We start from the raw sequence: 14,213 nt of genomic DNA, 5'->3' as shown, positions 1-14,213 counted from the left end.
GTGTCAGCTTGCACATTTCTTGAATGTGCCACCCTCATCGCGAGCAAGCTCGCTCCCACAGGAGGGGTATCAAATCGCGCACAAACAAAAACGCCCGGCATAAGCCGGGCGTCTTGTATTGACTTGCGTAGCGAGTGGGCCCTGTCTCTGTAGGAGCGAGCTTGCTCGCGATGTTCGTCAATGATGATGCGGGGACTCTGACTTGACGCGGTGCCCTCAGGTTTTTCGCGAGCAAGCTCGCTCCTACCTTAGCGAGCGCGGTAAGTGATGCGCCCTTTGCTCAAGTCATAGGGAGTCAGCTCTACGCGCACTTTGTCGCCGGTAAGAATACGGATGTAGTTCTTGCGCATCTTGCCGGAGATGTGCGCGGTTACGACGTGCCCATTTTCCAACTCCACGCGAAACATGGTGTTGGGCAGGGTGTCGACGACAGTGCCTTCCATTTCGAAGCTGTCTTCTTTCGACATGCAGTAAAGCCCTCGGTGTCCAGTGAATGGCCCGGTGCAACTGCGCCAGGCAAAAGCGGCGTGCATTGTGCCCGAAAAGTGGGGTTCAAGCCAAGGGGTTTAGGGTGCGCTCTAGTTCAGGACAACCCAGCGCTGGTTAACCAGCAGTTCAATGGGGCGATACTGGGTCTTGTAGTTCATTTTTTTGCAGTTTTTGATCCAGTAGCCCAGATAGACCGCATCCAGCCCCAGGCGCCCGGCCTCGGCGATCTGCCAGAGGATCGCGTAGCGTCCCAGGCTGCGACGTTCTTCGTTGGGTTCATAGAAGGTGTACACCGCCGACAGACCGTTCGGCAGAAGATCGGTGACGGCGATCGCCAGCAGCCGGCCGTCGAGACGGAATTCGTAGAACCGGGAAAACGGCAGGTCGCGCACCAGGAATGTGGAAAACTGATCGCGGCTGGGCGGGTACATGTCGCCGTCGGCATGCCGTTGTTCGATGTAGCGCTGATAAAGATCGAAATACTCTTCGTTGAAACCTGGCTTGGCGGGGCGTACCTGCAAGTCGGCGTTGCGCTTGAAGATGCGTTTCTGCTGACGGTTGGGGGTGAATTGCGCTACAGGAATGCGCGCCGGAACGCAGGCATTGCAATTCTGGCAATGCGGCCGGTAGAGATGATCGCCACTGCGACGAAACCCCATCTCCGACAGGTCTGCGTAGACATGCACATCCATGGGCTGGCTAGGGTCGAGGAACAGGGTTGTGGCCTGCTCCTCGGGCAGATAACTGCAAGAGTGCGGCTGAGTGGCATAGAACTTCAAACGCGCCAACTCGGTCATGATCAACCCTCGGGGTAGTGCTTTGGATTAAGTGTAAGCCACGCTGGCAAAAGTCGCTCAGCAAACCCAGGTGGCAGAGTTGGGTTGGTCCAGGTGCCTGACCAGATAGTTGGCAAACTCGCGGCGGGGTATCGCCCGGGCTCCGAGACTGTGCAGGTGGTCGGTAGGCATCTGGCAATCGATCAGCACAAAACCGGAGTCTTTCAGATGCCGGACCAGGGTGGCAAAGCCGAATTTCGAGGMATTGTCCGTGCGGCTGAACATGGACTCGCCAAAAAACAACTGGCCCATCGCCAGGCCATACAAGCCGCCGACCAGTTCGTCCCCGTCCCACACTTCCACCGAGTGCGCGTGACCACGCCTGTGCAGCTCTATGTAGGCGTCCTGCATCGCGTCGGTGATCCAGGTGCCGTCGGCGTGATCCCGGGGGGCGGCACAGGCGCGGATGACGGCGGCGAAGTCCTCGTCAAAGGTCACTTGATAGCGTTGCTGGCGCAGCAGTTTGTTCAGGCTGCGCGAGACGTGCAATTCGTCGGGAAACAAAACCGTGCGCGGGTCCGGAGACCACCAGAGGATCGGCTGGCCTTCGGAAAACCAAGGAAAGCACCCGTGGCGATAGGCGTTGATCAACCGATCAGCGGACAGATCACCACCGGCAGCCAGCAACCCGTTGGGGTCGCGCATGGCCTTTTCCAGTGGTGGAAAGGTCAGGGAGTTGCGTTGTAACCAAGTCAGCATGGCATCCGGGCTTGTAGAAGGGGAGGGCAGTGGCGGGTGTTGGCCCGACGTAAAGTTTGCCTTCAAACGGCAGGAATGTCGTCGAGGTATTTTTCGGCGTCCAGCGCCGCCATGCAACCGGCGCCGGCAGACGTAACGGCCTGGCGATAAACGTGGTCGGCCACGTCGCCGGCGGCAAACACACCCGCAATCGCCGTGGCGGTGGCATCGCCTTCGCTGCCGCCCTTGACCAGCAGATACCCGTCGCGCATTTCCAGTTGGCCTGTGAACAGGTCGGTGTTGGGTTTATGGCCGATGGCGATAAACACCCCGGCCAGAGGCAGCTCTTTGGTTTCACCCGTTTGGCTGTCCCGCAGGCGGGCGCCGGTCACGCCGCTGGCATCGCCGAGCACTTCGTCCAGATTCTGGTTCCAGTGCAGGCGGACGTTGCCGTTGGCGGCTTTTTCGAAGAGTTTGTCCTGGAGGATCTTCTCCGAGCGCAGCTTGTCGCGCCGATGGACCAGGTGCACTTCCTTAGCGATGTTCGACAGGTACAAGGCTTCTTCGACCGCCGTGTTACCGCCGCCGACCACCGCAACCACCTGATTGCGATAGAAAAATCCATCGCAGGTCGCGCAGGCCGAAACTCCTTTGCCGGCAAATGCTTCTTCCGACGGCAGGCCCAGGTATTGCGCGCTCGCGCCGGTGGCAATGATCAGTGCGTCGCAGGTGTAGGTTCCGCCATCGCCGATCAGCTCGAACGGCCGTTGTTGCAACTTGGCAGTATGGATGTGGTCGTAAATGATCTCGGTGGCAAAGCGCTCGGCGTGTTTTTGCATGCGGTCCATCAGGACCGGCCCGGTCAGGCCTTCGACGTCGCCTGGCCAGTTATCCACTTCGACGGTGGTGGTGAGCTGGCCACCAGCCTGTATGCCGGTAATGACAACGGGTTTGAGGTTGGCGCGGGCGGCATAAACGGCTGCGCTGTAACCGGCAGGGCCGGAGCCCAGGATAATCAGGCGTGAATGCTTCGCTTCGCTCATAAAAACACCTCATAAGCCTTTGTCACAAAAGAGAATGCATGCTCAAATTGAACGGCATGTCATGTGCTGTTGACTATGCTACACCCAAGGGTCTCAAGCATGGCGTCGTGCGTACAAACCCGTACAATGCCCTGCTATATTCAGTGCGCGCCGTGTTTATAAAAACCGGAGCGCAGTGTTAAAAGTAGTCCCGGTTACGCGTGTTAACTTTTTTACCTGCCTGGATTGGGTAGTTTTTTGGCAGTTTTTATAGACATTCACCAGATGGACGCGCCCATGGCGCAGGAAAAGTAGCGTTTTGAAGAAATCCACCGCAGCACCTAAACCAGCCGTCGTTCCGCTCTGGCGCCAGCACTTGCACTACCGACTCAAGGAAGGTGCGCTGATCGCTATCGGTGCCTTGTGCCTGTTCCTGATGATGGCCTTGTTGACCTATGGCAAGGATGACCCGGGCTGGAGTCATAACAGCAAGATCGACGACGTGCAGAACTTCGGCGGGCCAGCGGGCTCCTACAGCGCCGATATCCTGTTCATGGTGCTGGGTTATTTTGCCTACATCTTCCCGTTGCTGCTGGCGATCAAGGCGTACCAGATCTTCCGTCAGCGTCACGAACCGTGGCAGTGGAGTGGCTGGCTGTTCTCCTGGCGCCTGATAGGGCTGCTGTTCCTGGTACTGTCGGGCGCCGCTCTGGCCCATATCCATTTCCATGCCGCGACCGGTCTGCCGGCCGGTGCGGGAGGAGCGCTGGGCGAAAGCCTCGGTGACCTGGCCAGGAACGCCCTGAATATCCAGGGCAGTACACTGCTGTTCATCGCGTTGTTCCTGTTCGGCCTGACCGTGTTTACCGACTTGTCGTGGTTCAAGGTGATGGACATCACCGGCAAGATCACCCTCGACCTGTTCGAACTGTTCCAGGGCGCGGCCAATCGCTGGTGGGCGGCCCGTACCGAGCGTAAACAACTGGTTGCCCAGTTGCGTGAAGTCGATGATCGTATGGATGAAGTGGTCGCGCCGACCGTCACCGACAAGCGCGAGCAAGCCAAGGTCAAGGAGCGCCTGATCGAGCGTGAGCAAGCCCTGAGCAAGCACATGTCCGAGCGCGAGAAGCAGGTGCCGCCGGTGATTGCGCCCGCGCCGCCAAAGCCCGCCGCACCGAGCAAACGCGTCGAAAAAGAGAAGCAGGCGCCGCTGTTCGTCGACAGCGCCGTGGAAGGCACCTTGCCGCCGATCTCGATTCTTGATCCTGCGGAAAAGAAACAGCTCAATTACTCGCCTGAATCCCTGGCTGCGGTTGGCCACTTGCTGGAAATCAAGCTCAAGGAATTCGGCGTTGAAGTCGCAGTGGATTCGATTCACCCGGGCCCGGTGATTACCCGTTACGAAATCCAGCCGGCTGCCGGCGTAAAAGTCAGTCGCATTTCCAACCTGGCCAAGGACCTGGCCCGTTCCCTGGCCGTGACCAGCGTGCGCGTGGTGGAAGTGATCCCGGGCAAGACCACGGTCGGTATCGAGATCCCCAACGAAGACCGGCAGATCGTGCGTTTCTCCGAGGTGCTGTCGACCCCCGAGTACGACAACTTCAAATCCCCGGTCACCCTGGCCCTGGGCCATGACATCGGCGGCAAACCGGTCATCACCGACCTGGCGAAAATGCCGCACTTGCTGGTGGCCGGTACCACCGGTTCCGGTAAGTCGGTGGGTGTGAACGCGATGATCCTGTCGATCCTGTTCAAGTCCGGCCCGGAAGACGCCAAGCTGATCATGATCGACCCGAAAATGCTTGAACTGTCGATCTACGAAGGCATTCCGCACCTGCTGTGCCCGGTGGTCACCGACATGAAGGACGCCGCCAACGCCCTGCGCTGGAGCGTTGCCGAGATGGAGCGACGCTACAAGCTGATGGCCAAGATGGGTGTGCGAAACCTGTCGGGCTTCAACGCCAAGGTCAAGGAAGCCCAGGACGCAGGCGAGCCGTTGAGCGATCCGCTGTACAAGCGTGAAAGCATCCACGACGAAGCGCCGCTCCTGCAAAAGCTGCCGACCATCGTGGTGGTGGTCGACGAATTCGCCGACATGATGATGATCGTCGGCAAGAAGGTCGAAGAACTGATCGCCCGTATTGCACAGAAAGCTCGTGCGGCCGGTATCCACTTGATCCTCGCGACCCAGCGTCCGTCGGTGGACGTGATCACCGGTCTGATCAAGGCCAACATCCCGACTCGCATGGCGTTCCAGGTGTCGAGCAAGATCGACTCGCGGACCATCATCGACCAGGGCGGTGCAGAACAACTGCTGGGCCACGGTGACATGCTGTACATGCCGCCGGGTACCAGTCTGCCGATTCGTGTTCACGGTGCTTTCGTGTCCGACGATGAGGTTCACCGCGTGGTGGAAGCCTGGAAGCTGCGGGGCGCGCCGGAATACAACGACGACATTCTCAATGGCGTCGAAGAGGCGGGCAGCGGCTTCGAAGGCAGCAGCGGTGGCGGCGATGGTGACGATCCCGAGGCCGACGCGCTGTACGACGAAGCGGTGCAGTTCGTGCTGGAAAGCCGTCGCGCCTCCATTTCCGCGGTTCAGCGCAAGCTGAAGATCGGCTATAACCGCGCCGCGCGCATGATCGAAGCCATGGAAATGGCCGGGGTCGTGACGTCCATGAACACCAACGGTTCGCGTGAAGTCCTGGCCCCTGGCCCGGTGCGCGACTGACCCGAGTATGAAAGGAGTGGCGCCCTTTGGCGCCACTCGCACTCCCACGAATGTTATGAGGACTCCCATGCGTCTGATCCGCATGCTGTTGCTGCCGGTACTGGCTTTGACCACGCTCTCGGCTCACGCCGATGACAAGGACGTGGCGCGCCTGACCCAACTGCTGGAAAAATCCCAGACCCTGACCGCACGTTTCTCGCAACTGACCCTTGATGGTACCGGCACCCAGTTGCAGGAAACTGCCGGCGAGATGTCGCTGCAGCGTCCGGGCTTGTTCTACTGGCACACCGATGCGCCGGCCGAACAGACCATGATCTCCGATGGCAAGAAAGTCACACTGTGGGACCCGGACCTGGAGCAGGCCACCATCAAGAAGCTCGACCAGCGCCTGACCCAGACACCAGCGTTGCTGCTGTCCGGTGACGTGTCCAAGATCAGTCAGAGCTTCGACATCAGTGCCAAGGAAGCCGGCGGCGTGATCGACTTCACCCTCAAGCCGAAGACCAAGGACACGCTATTCGACAGCCTGCGCCTGTCGTTCCGCAACGGTCTGGTTAACGACATGCAGTTGATCGACAGCGTCGGCCAGCGCACCAATATCCTGTTCACCGGGGTGAAGGCCAACGAGCCGATCCCGGCTTCCAAGTTCAAGTTCGATATCCCTAAAGGGGCCGATGTGATTCAAGAGTAAAACGCCGGGTCTGTGGGAGCGAGCTTGCTCGCGAAGGCGGTGTGTCATTCAATCAAAATGTCGACTGACACGGCCTCTTCGCGAGCAAGCCCGCTCCCACAGGATCTTTGTCCAATCTCTGGACGGTGTGGCATATAAGCCCAGTGAGGTTTCACAGGTAGTCATGGATCTGTTTCGCAGCACCCCGATCGCCCAGCCCTTGGCCGCCCGCTTGCGTGCGGCCAATCTGGACGAGTACGTCGGTCAGGAACACGTGCTCGCTCGCGGCAAGCCCTTGCGCGAAGCCCTGGAGCAGGGTGCCCTGCACTCGATGATTTTCTGGGGGCCACCCGGGGTGGGTAAAACCACGCTGGCGCGATTGCTCGCGGAAGTCTCGGATGCACACTTCGAAACGGTCTCGGCAGTGCTGGCCGGGGTCAAGGAGATCCGTCAGGCGGTGGAAATCGCCAAGCAGCAGGCCGCGCAGTACGGCCGCCGCACTATTCTGTTCGTCGATGAAGTGCATCGCTTCAACAAGTCCCAGCAGGATGCGTTCCTGCCCTATGTCGAGGACGGCACGCTGATTTTCATTGGCGCGACCACGGAAAACCCTTCGTTTGAACTCAACAACGCCTTGCTGTCGCGAGCGCGCGTCTACGTGCTCAAGAGCCTCGACGAAGCGGCCTTGCGCAAACTGGTGCAGCGCGCGCTGACCGAAGAGCGGGGCCTGGGCAAGCGAAACCTGACCCTCAGCGATGAAGGCTTCCAGATGCTGCTGTCGGCCGCCGATGGCGATGGCCGGCGCCTGCTCAACCTGCTGGAGAACGCCTCGGACCTGGCCGAGGACAACAGTGAAATCGGCACCGAACTCCTGCAAAGTCTGCTCGGTGACACCCGCCGCAGGTTCGACAAGGGTGGCGAAGCGTTCTACGACCAGATATCCGCGTTGCACAAGTCGGTTCGCGGCTCCAACCCCGACGGCGCGTTGTACTGGTTCGCACGCATGATCGACGGCGGTTGCGATCCGCTGTACCTGGCCCGGCGCGTGGTGCGCATGGCCAGCGAAGACATTGGCAATGCCGACCCGCGCGCCCTGAGCCTGTGCCTGGCGGCGTGGGAAGTGCAGGAACGCCTCGGCAGCCCGGAAGGTGAGTTGGCGGTGGCCCAGGCCATCACCTATCTGGCCTGCGCGCCGAAAAGCAACGCGGTGTACATGGGCTTCAAGACTGCATTGCGCGCCGCCGCCGAGCACGGCTCGCTGGAAGTGCCGCTGCACCTGCGCAACGCACCGACCAAGCTGATGAAGCAGTTGGGCTATGGCGATGAATACCGTTACGCCCACGATGAGCCGGACGCCTATGCCGCCGGAGAAGACTATTTCCCGGAAGAACTCGACCCGATTCCGTTTTATCAGCCCGTGCCTCGTGGGCTGGAGCTGAAGATCGGCGAAAAGCTCAATCACCTGGCGAAACTCGACCGTTTAAGCCCCCGGCAGCGGAGAAAATAGTGCTTGCCTTGATCGTTGCGGTTTCCGTTGGCGGGATCGCCGGCACGTTGTTGCGCTTCGTCACGGGCAACTGGATCAATGCGAATTGGCCGCGGCACTTCTATACCGCGACGCTGGCCGTTAATATCGTGGGCTGTTTGCTGATCGGTGTTCTATACGGTCTGTTTTTGATACGCCCGGAGGTGCCTTTTGAGATTCGCGCCGGGTTGATCGTTGGCTTCCTCGGGGGGCTGACGACTTTTTCATCCTTTTCACTGGATACGGTGCGCCTGCTGGAAAGCGGGCAAGTGCCGCTGGCCCTGGGCTATGCGGCGCTCAGCGTATTCGGCGGGCTGCTTGCCACCTGGGCCGGCCTGTCCTTGACCAAACTTTGATAAACGAGAAACCGACATGCTCGATTCCAAACTGTTACGTAGCAACCTTCAGGACGTAGCGGACCGCCTGGCATCCCGTGGCTATACCCTGGATGTTGCGCGCATCGAAGCGCTGGAAGAACAGCGCAAGACCGTCCAGACCCGCACCGAAGCACTGCAGGCTGAACGTAATGCGCGCTCCAAATCCATCGGTCAGGCCAAGCAGCGCGGTGAAGACATCGCGCCGCTGATGGCGGACGTCGAGCGCATGGCGGGCGAATTGAGCGCCGGTAAAGTCGAACTCGACGCGATCCAGACCGATCTGGACTCGATCCTGCTGGGTATCCCCAACTTGCCGCACGAATCGGTTCCGGTTGGCGACGACGAAGACGGCAACGTCGAAGTGCGCCGCTGGGGCACCCCGACTGCCTTCGATTTCCCGGTTCAGGACCACGTCGCCCTGGGCGAGAAGTTCGGCTGGCTGGATTTTGAAACCGCCGCCAAGCTGTCCGGCGCCCGTTTCGCCTTGCTGCGCGGCCCGATCGCTCGCCTGCATCGCGCCCTGGCGCAGTTCATGATCAACCTGCACGTCACCGAGCACGGCTATGAAGAGGCCTACACGCCTTACCTGGTCCAGGCACCGGCGCTGCAAGGCACCGGTCAGTTGCCGAAGTTCGAAGAAGACCTGTTCAAGATCGCGCGCGAAGGCGAAGCCGACCTGTACCTGATCCCGACCGCCGAAGTGTCGCTGACCAACATCGTCGCCGGCGAAATCGTCGACTCGAAACTGCTGCCGATCAAGTTCGTCGCCCACACGCCGTGCTTCCGCAGTGAAGCCGGCGCATCGGGTCGTGAYACTCGCGGCATGATCCGCCAGCACCAGTTCGACAAAGTTGAAATGGTGCAGATCGTCGAGCCGTCGAAGTCGATGGAAGCGCTGGAAGGCCTGACCGCCAACGCCGAGAAAGTCCTGCAACTGCTGGAGCTGCCTTATCGCACCCTGGCGCTGTGCACCGGCGACATGGGCTTCAGTGCGGTCAAGACCTACGACCTGGAAGTGTGGATCCCGAGCCAGGACAAGTACCGCGAGATTTCGTCGTGCTCCAACTGCGGCGACTTCCAGGCCCGTCGCATGCAAGCGCGTTTCCGCAACCCTGAAACCGGCAAGCCGGAACTGGTGCACACACTGAACGGCTCCGGCCTGGCGGTGGGGCGTACACTGGTGGCGGTGCTGGAGAACTATCAGCAGGCCGACGGTTCGATCCGAGTGCCTGAAGTTCTCAAGCCGTACATGGGTGGCCTTGAGGTCATCGGCTAAATGAACTATCTGCCGCTGTTTCACAACCTTCGCGGCAGTCGTGTGTTGGTCGTCGGTGGGGGGGAAATTGCCTTGCGCAAATCCCGCCTGCTGGCCGATGCCGGTGCGCTGCTGCGGGTGGTTGCACCTGAAATCGAAGCGCAATTGCGCGAGCTGGTTGCCGGCAGCGGCGGCGAGTGCCTGTTGCGTGGTTATGCCGAGGCGGATCTGGACGGTTGCGGGCTGATCATTGCCGCCACCGACGACGAGGTGCTGAACGCACAAGTCTCCGCCGATGCCCATCGGCGTTGCGTGCCGGTCAACGTGGTGGACGCGCCGGCCCTGTGCAGCGTGATCTTCCCGGCCATCGTCGACCGTTCCCCACTGATTATCGCGGTGTCCAGCGGCGGCGATGCGCCGGTGCTGGCGCGTTTGATCCGCGCCAGGATCGAAACCTGGATTCCTTCCACATTCGGTCAGCTGGCCGGACTGGCTGCGCGTTTTCGTCATCAGGTCAAAGGCCTGTTTCCGGATGTGCAGCAGCGTCGGGCGTTCTGGGAAGATGTTTTCCAGGGCCCGATTGCCGATCGGCAACTGGCCGGGCAGGGCGGTGAAGCCGAGCGTTTGCTGCAAGCCAAAATCGACGGTGAAGCGCCAGTGGCCACTGGTGAGGTTTATCTGGTGGGCGCAGGGCCGGGCGATCCCGACCTGCTGACGTTCAAGGCATTGCGTCTGATGCAGCAAGCCGACGTGGTGCTGTATGACCGTCTGGTAGCGCCGGCGATTCTCGAACTGTGCCGTCGCGACGCCGAGCGGGTTTACGTCGGCAAGCGCCGTGCCGATCACGTGGTGCCTCAGGATCAGATCAACCAGCAATTGGTGGATCTGGCCAAACAGGGCAAGCGTGTAGTGCGATTGAAGGGGGGCGATCCGTTCATCTTCGGTCGTGGCGGTGAAGAGATCGAAGAGCTGGCGGCCAATGGCATCCCGTTCCAGGTCGTGCCGGGGATCACGGCGGCCAGCGGTTGCGCGGCCTATGCCGGGATTCCGCTGACACACCGCGATTACGCGCAATCAGTACGCTTTGTCACCGGGCACCTGAAAGACGGCTCAACCGATTTGCCGTGGGCCGATCTGGTCGCGCCGGCACAAACCCTGGTGTTCTACATGGGGTTGGTGGGCTTGCCGGTCATTTGCGAACAGTTGATCAAGCACGGTCGCGGCGCTGATACCCCGGCGGCGTTGATCCAGCAGGGCACCACGGTCAACCAGCGAGTGTTCACCGGCACCCTGGCGGACCTGCCGCGGCTGGTGGCGGAGCACGAAGTGCATGCGCCGACATTGGTGATCGTCGGTGAAGTGGTGCAGCTGCGCGAGAAACTGGCGTGGTTCGAAGGGGCTCAGGGGCAGGTCTGAGGACCGAGTCGCCCTATTCGCGAGCAAGCCCGCTCCCACATTCGACCGGGTTCTATCTGAAGAATGCGGTTAACTGTGGGAGCGGGCTTGCTCGCGAAGAGGCCCGCACATTCACCGCAAAATTCAGATCAAACTCAGGCCTTGCGCCAAACCCCTTTCCCGCTCAATCGCTCCCGATCATGGGGCGCGGTGAAGTCCTGGGCCGGGCCTTTCGGCACCACACCCGTCGGGTTGATGGTGCGGTGACTGGCGTAGTAGTGGTTCTTGATGTGGGTGAAATCCACCGTCTCGGCGATCCCCGGCCACTGATAAATCTCGCGCAACCAGTTCGACAGGTTCGGATAATCCGCAATCCGCCGCAGATTGCACTTGAAGTGCCCGTAGTACACCGCATCGAAGCGAATCAGTGTGGTGAACAGACGGATATCCGCCTCGGTCAGGTACTCGCCAGCCAGGTAACGGTTGGCGCCGAGCAGCAGCTCCAGTCGATCCAGCTCGGCAAACACGTCGTCGAAGGCTTCTTCATAAGCCTGTTGCGACGTGGCAAACCCGGCGCGATACACGCCGTTGTTCACCGCCGGGTAAATCCGCTCGTTCAGCGCATCAATTTCACCCCGCAGTGGCGCCGGGTAGAAGTCCAGGTCATTGCCGGTCAGATCATCGAAGGCACCATTGAACATGCGGATGATTTCCGATGATTCATTGTTGACGATGCGCTTTTGCTGTTTGTCCCACAGCACCGGTACGGTGACGCGGCCGGTGTAGTTGGCGGCATCGGCGGTGTAGCGCTGGTGCATGAAGTCGAAGTGATCGAGCTTGTCGCCGGTCGAGCCAAGGTGCTCATCGAAGGTCCAGCCGTTTTCCAGCATCAACCAACTGACCACCGAGACGTCGATCAGGTTTTCGAGGCCTTTGAGTTTGCGCAGGATCAGCGTGCGATGAGCCCACGGACAGGCCAGGGACACGTACAGGTGGTAGCGCCCGGGCTCGGCCGCAAAACCACCGACGCCGGTCGGTCCCGGCTTGCCGTCAGTGGTCAACCAGTTGCGACGTTGCGCCTGTTCGCGCTGGAACTCGCCGTCCTTGCTGCTTTCGTACCACTTGTCCTGCCAGCGGCCATCAACTAACAAACCCATGTTCAAGACTCCCGAAACCCATAATCGTTGCAGTTGAGTCTATTCCGATGAGTTCGAACAAAAAGCGCAAAGATCGGGCGTGAATGATCGGTTAAATCGATTTGTCCCGCGTCGCCCAGTATTTTTCTGCGGTTTCGAAGGCCTGTTCGCGGCTTTGTCCGAGGCCACGCAAGGCCAGGGCCATGGTCGAGATCAGGGCCATTTGTGGGTAGCTGTCGACCACATCGCCACGCCACACCGCTTTCATATGTTCAGGTTCAAGCGAGGCGGGTTTGACGTGACGCTGCGCGGACAACTGCGGCCATTCCTCATCCCAGCTCTCGCCACCGCTCGTACCGTACAGGTGGCTGTCGGCGTCCGGGTTGATCTCGATTTCGCCGCCATCGCCCTTGATCACGATGGCGGTATCACCGAGCAGTCCGCTGGCATCGCGATGCACGGCCTGATAGCCAGGGTGGAAAATGCTTTGCAGGCCGCAACGCGCACCCAGCGGATTGAGAATCCGCGCCAGCGAGTGGATCGGCGAGCGCAAGCCCAGGGTATTGCGCAGGTCGATCATCCGTTGCAACTGCGGTGCCCAGTCCACCAGCGGCATGAAGGCCAGGCCGCCGTTATCCAGCGCCGTGCCGACCTGTTGCCAGTTGCGGCACAGCGGGATGTTCAATTCGCCCAGCAGTTGCTCGGTGTACAACCGGCCAGCCGTGTGGGCGCCGCCGCCATGCATGAAAATCCGCAAGCCATTCTGCGCAAGGCACTTGGCCGCCAGCAGAAACCACGGCAGATGACGCTTCTTGCCGGCATACGTCGGCCAGTCCAGATCCACCGCCAGTGCTGGCGGATTCAGGCGCTCACGCAAGGCTTCGGTGAACCCGGCCATTTCCTCGGCGCTTTCTTCCTTGTGCCGCAACAGCATCAGGAACGCCCCGAGCTGGGTTTCCTCGACCTTTTCATCGAACACCATGCCCATGGCTTCGCGGGCTTCAACCCGGGTCAGATCGCGGGCGCCGCGCTTGCCTTTGCCGAGGATCCGCACGAATTGGGCGAACGGATGCTCGGCGGGCGTTTCGAGGGTCAGTGCTGGGTAATCAGTCATAAGCAATTCGTCGGTTTGGGCAGGCCCGCCAGTTTCGCGGCGAGTTTGGCGGGAGTGCCTTTGAACAGGCGGTTCAGGTGCAGGCTGTTGCCTTTTTCCGGGCCGAGTTTCAGGGCGGTGTACTTGATCAGCGGACGGGTGGCCGGTGACAGCTGGAATTCGGCGTAGAAACTGCGCAGCAGTTCGAGGACTTCCCAGTGTTCGGGCGTCAACTCGATGTCTTCGGCAGCCGCCAGGGCACTGGCTACATCGGCAGACCAGTCACTCAGTTCGACCAGGAAACCGTCCTTGTCCAGCTCGATGGCGCGGGCGCCAACCGTCAATGCATTCATAGCCAACTGTTGACCTTGTCGTAGTGAATCGACAGTTCGACGAAGGCCGGGTAATCGATGGCCCGGACCCAGTCTGGAACCACAAGCGCACGGGCCTGGGCATCTTCGGCCAGGACGAACAGTTTCAGGCCACGTGCGCTGAGCGCAGCGAACGGCGCGGTGCCTGGCTGCAATGCATAGGCCGCATCACCGGACAACAGCAACCCGTCGTTGGCGCCGATCGCGCGCAGGCAACTGGTCAGGCGTTCGTCGCCGAACGGGGAATGAGACAACACATGCAAAGTCGACATCAGAGGGTGATCACCTGGTCGTAACGATCAATGAGGGCGCTGATTTCGTGGGCGGCCAACACTTGGGCTTCTTCCAGTGACAGGCCGCTCGGGTCCAGGCCGCGCTGGGTGATGCTGTCGCCACAGGCAAACAGTTCCTCGACACCGAACATCGGCAGGGCCTGCAGATTGGCACTCAGGTCTTTCTGTTGCAAGGCCTTGGCGTTCTGACTGGCGGCCAGCTGGAACACGCCGTCATCGAGAAACAACAGGCCAATCGGCAGATCGAAGGCACCACCGGCCAGCACGATATCCAGTGCTTCCCGCGCGCCCGGGCCGGACCATGGCGACTGACGGCTGATGATCAACAGGGACTTGGCCATG

15 protein-coding genes are annotated in these 14,213 nt (G+C 60.6%); 6 read left to right on the top strand and 9 right to left on the bottom strand.

Annotated features, from left to right (window positions below; genetic code table 11):
• Nucleotides 1–248: 248 nt before the first annotated feature.
• From infA to trxB, 4 genes are all read right to left on the bottom strand, one after another.
• Nucleotides 249–467 carry a translation initiation factor IF-1 gene (gene infA, locus AB4Z35_RS23475; RefSeq protein ID WP_002553999.1) on the bottom strand — a complete coding sequence of 73 codons (219 nt, stop codon included), beginning with the start codon at nt 465–467 and terminating at the stop codon, nt 249–251.
• 111 nt (nt 468–578) lie between these two features.
• Nucleotides 579–1,286, bottom strand: a complete 708-nt coding sequence (locus AB4Z35_RS23470) for an arginyltransferase (RefSeq protein WP_008000853.1) — start codon at nt 1,284–1,286, stop codon at nt 579–581.
• A 57-nt stretch (nt 1,287–1,343) separates the two neighbouring features.
• On the bottom strand, nt 1,344–2,024 hold the full coding sequence (aat, locus tag AB4Z35_RS23465; protein WP_442099691.1) for a leucyl/phenylalanyl-tRNA--protein transferase: 681 nt from the start codon (nt 2,022–2,024) through the stop codon (nt 1,344–1,346).
• Between the two features lie 62 nt (nt 2,025–2,086).
• On the bottom strand, nt 2,087–3,046 hold the full coding sequence (gene trxB / locus AB4Z35_RS23460) for a thioredoxin-disulfide reductase (protein ID WP_008000849.1): 960 nt from the start codon (nt 3,044–3,046) through the stop codon (nt 2,087–2,089).
• Between the two features lie 298 nt (nt 3,047–3,344).
• Between trxB and AB4Z35_RS23455 the strand changes: the two genes are divergently transcribed.
• The 6 genes from AB4Z35_RS23455 (at nt 3,345) to cysG (ending at nt 10,999) form a co-directional block, all read left to right on the top strand.
• Entirely contained in the window at nt 3,345–5,756 is a 2,412-nt protein-coding gene (locus AB4Z35_RS23455) for a DNA translocase FtsK (protein WP_277529934.1), read from the top strand.
• A 67-nt stretch (nt 5,757–5,823) separates the two neighbouring features.
• The gene (lolA, locus tag AB4Z35_RS23450) at nt 5,824–6,447 is read left to right on the top strand and encodes an outer membrane lipoprotein chaperone LolA (RefSeq protein ID WP_223461587.1); all 624 of its coding nucleotides are present in this window, start codon (nt 5,824–5,826) and stop codon (nt 6,445–6,447) included.
• A gap of 163 nt (nt 6,448–6,610) precedes the next feature.
• Entirely contained in the window at nt 6,611–7,933 is a 1,323-nt protein-coding gene (locus AB4Z35_RS23445) for a replication-associated recombination protein A (protein WP_015094400.1), read from the top strand.
• On the top strand, nt 7,933–8,307 hold the full coding sequence (gene crcB, locus AB4Z35_RS23440) for a fluoride efflux transporter CrcB (protein WP_442099690.1): 375 nt from the start codon (nt 7,933–7,935) through the stop codon (nt 8,305–8,307). The genes AB4Z35_RS23445 and crcB overlap by 1 nt, the downstream gene beginning before the upstream one ends.
• Before the next feature lie 16 nt (nt 8,308–8,323).
• Nucleotides 8,324–9,604, top strand: a complete 1,281-nt coding sequence (serS, locus tag AB4Z35_RS23435) for a serine--tRNA ligase (protein WP_442099689.1) — start codon at nt 8,324–8,326, stop codon at nt 9,602–9,604.
• A complete protein-coding gene (cysG, locus tag AB4Z35_RS23430) occupies nt 9,605–10,999 on the top strand; it encodes a siroheme synthase CysG (protein ID WP_442099688.1) in 1,395 nt (464 codons plus the stop codon).
• 134 nt (nt 11,000–11,133) lie between these two features.
• On the opposite strand, the gene AB4Z35_RS23425 is transcribed toward cysG, so the two are convergent.
• The 5 genes from AB4Z35_RS23425 to tusC form a co-directional block, all read right to left on the bottom strand.
• Complete coding sequence (locus AB4Z35_RS23425; protein WP_442099687.1) at nt 11,134–12,135, bottom strand: glutathione S-transferase family protein; 1,002 nt, start codon at nt 12,133–12,135, stop codon at nt 11,134–11,136.
• A gap of 91 nt (nt 12,136–12,226) precedes the next feature.
• On the bottom strand, nt 12,227–13,228 hold the full coding sequence (locus AB4Z35_RS23420) for a glycosyl transferase family protein (RefSeq protein WP_442099685.1): 1,002 nt from the start codon (nt 13,226–13,228) through the stop codon (nt 12,227–12,229).
• Nucleotides 13,225–13,560, bottom strand: a complete 336-nt coding sequence (locus AB4Z35_RS23415; RefSeq protein ID WP_046037873.1) for a TusE/DsrC/DsvC family sulfur relay protein — start codon at nt 13,558–13,560, stop codon at nt 13,225–13,227. The genes AB4Z35_RS23420 and AB4Z35_RS23415 overlap by 4 nt, the downstream gene beginning before the upstream one ends.
• On the bottom strand, nt 13,557–13,850 hold the full coding sequence (gene tusB, locus AB4Z35_RS23410) for a sulfurtransferase complex subunit TusB (protein ID WP_442099683.1): 294 nt from the start codon (nt 13,848–13,850) through the stop codon (nt 13,557–13,559). Before tusB ends, AB4Z35_RS23415 begins: the two co-directional genes overlap by 4 nt.
• Complete coding sequence (gene tusC / locus AB4Z35_RS23405) at nt 13,850–14,212, bottom strand: sulfurtransferase complex subunit TusC (protein WP_008000828.1); 363 nt, start codon at nt 14,210–14,212, stop codon at nt 13,850–13,852. The genes tusB and tusC overlap by 1 nt, the downstream gene beginning before the upstream one ends.
• Between the last annotated feature and the right edge of the window lies 1 nt (nt 14,213).

The organism is Pseudomonas sp. KB_15, from assembly GCF_052114525.1.
Classification (GTDB): Bacteria; Pseudomonadota; Gammaproteobacteria; order Pseudomonadales; family Pseudomonadaceae; genus Aquipseudomonas.
Note: the sequence above shows the minus strand (reverse complement) of the source record. Positions and strands in the feature narration are given on the sequence as shown.

Coding starts and splice junctions, on each gene's coding strand:
- infA (WP_002553999.1), bottom strand. CDS start 467: ATGTCGAAAGAAGACAGCTTCGAAATGGAAGGCACTGTCGTCGACACC.
- AB4Z35_RS23470 (WP_008000853.1), bottom strand. CDS start 1,286: ATGACCGAGTTGGCGCGTTTGAAGTTCTATGCCACTCAGCCGCACTCT.
- trxB (WP_008000849.1), bottom strand. CDS start 3,046: ATGAGCGAAGCGAAGCATTCACGCCTGATTATCCTGGGCTCCGGCCCT.
- lolA (WP_223461587.1), top strand. CDS start 5,824: ATGCGTCTGATCCGCATGCTGTTGCTGCCGGTACTGGCTTTGACCACG.
- AB4Z35_RS23445 (WP_015094400.1), top strand. CDS start 6,611: ATGGATCTGTTTCGCAGCACCCCGATCGCCCAGCCCTTGGCCGCCCGC.
- cysG (WP_442099688.1), top strand. CDS start 9,605: ATGAACTATCTGCCGCTGTTTCACAACCTTCGCGGCAGTCGTGTGTTG.
- AB4Z35_RS23425 (WP_442099687.1), bottom strand. CDS start 12,135: ATGGGTTTGTTAGTTGATGGCCGCTGGCAGGACAAGTGGTACGAAAGC.
- AB4Z35_RS23420 (WP_442099685.1), bottom strand. CDS start 13,228: ATGACTGATTACCCAGCACTGACCCTCGAAACGCCCGCCGAGCATCCG.
- AB4Z35_RS23415 (WP_046037873.1), bottom strand. CDS start 13,560: ATGAATGCATTGACGGTTGGCGCCCGCGCCATCGAGCTGGACAAGGAC.
- tusB (WP_442099683.1), bottom strand. CDS start 13,850: ATGTCGACTTTGCATGTGTTGTCTCATTCCCCGTTCGGCGACGAACGC.
- tusC (WP_008000828.1), bottom strand. CDS start 14,212: ATGGCCAAGTCCCTGTTGATCATCAGCCGTCAGTCGCCATGGTCCGGC.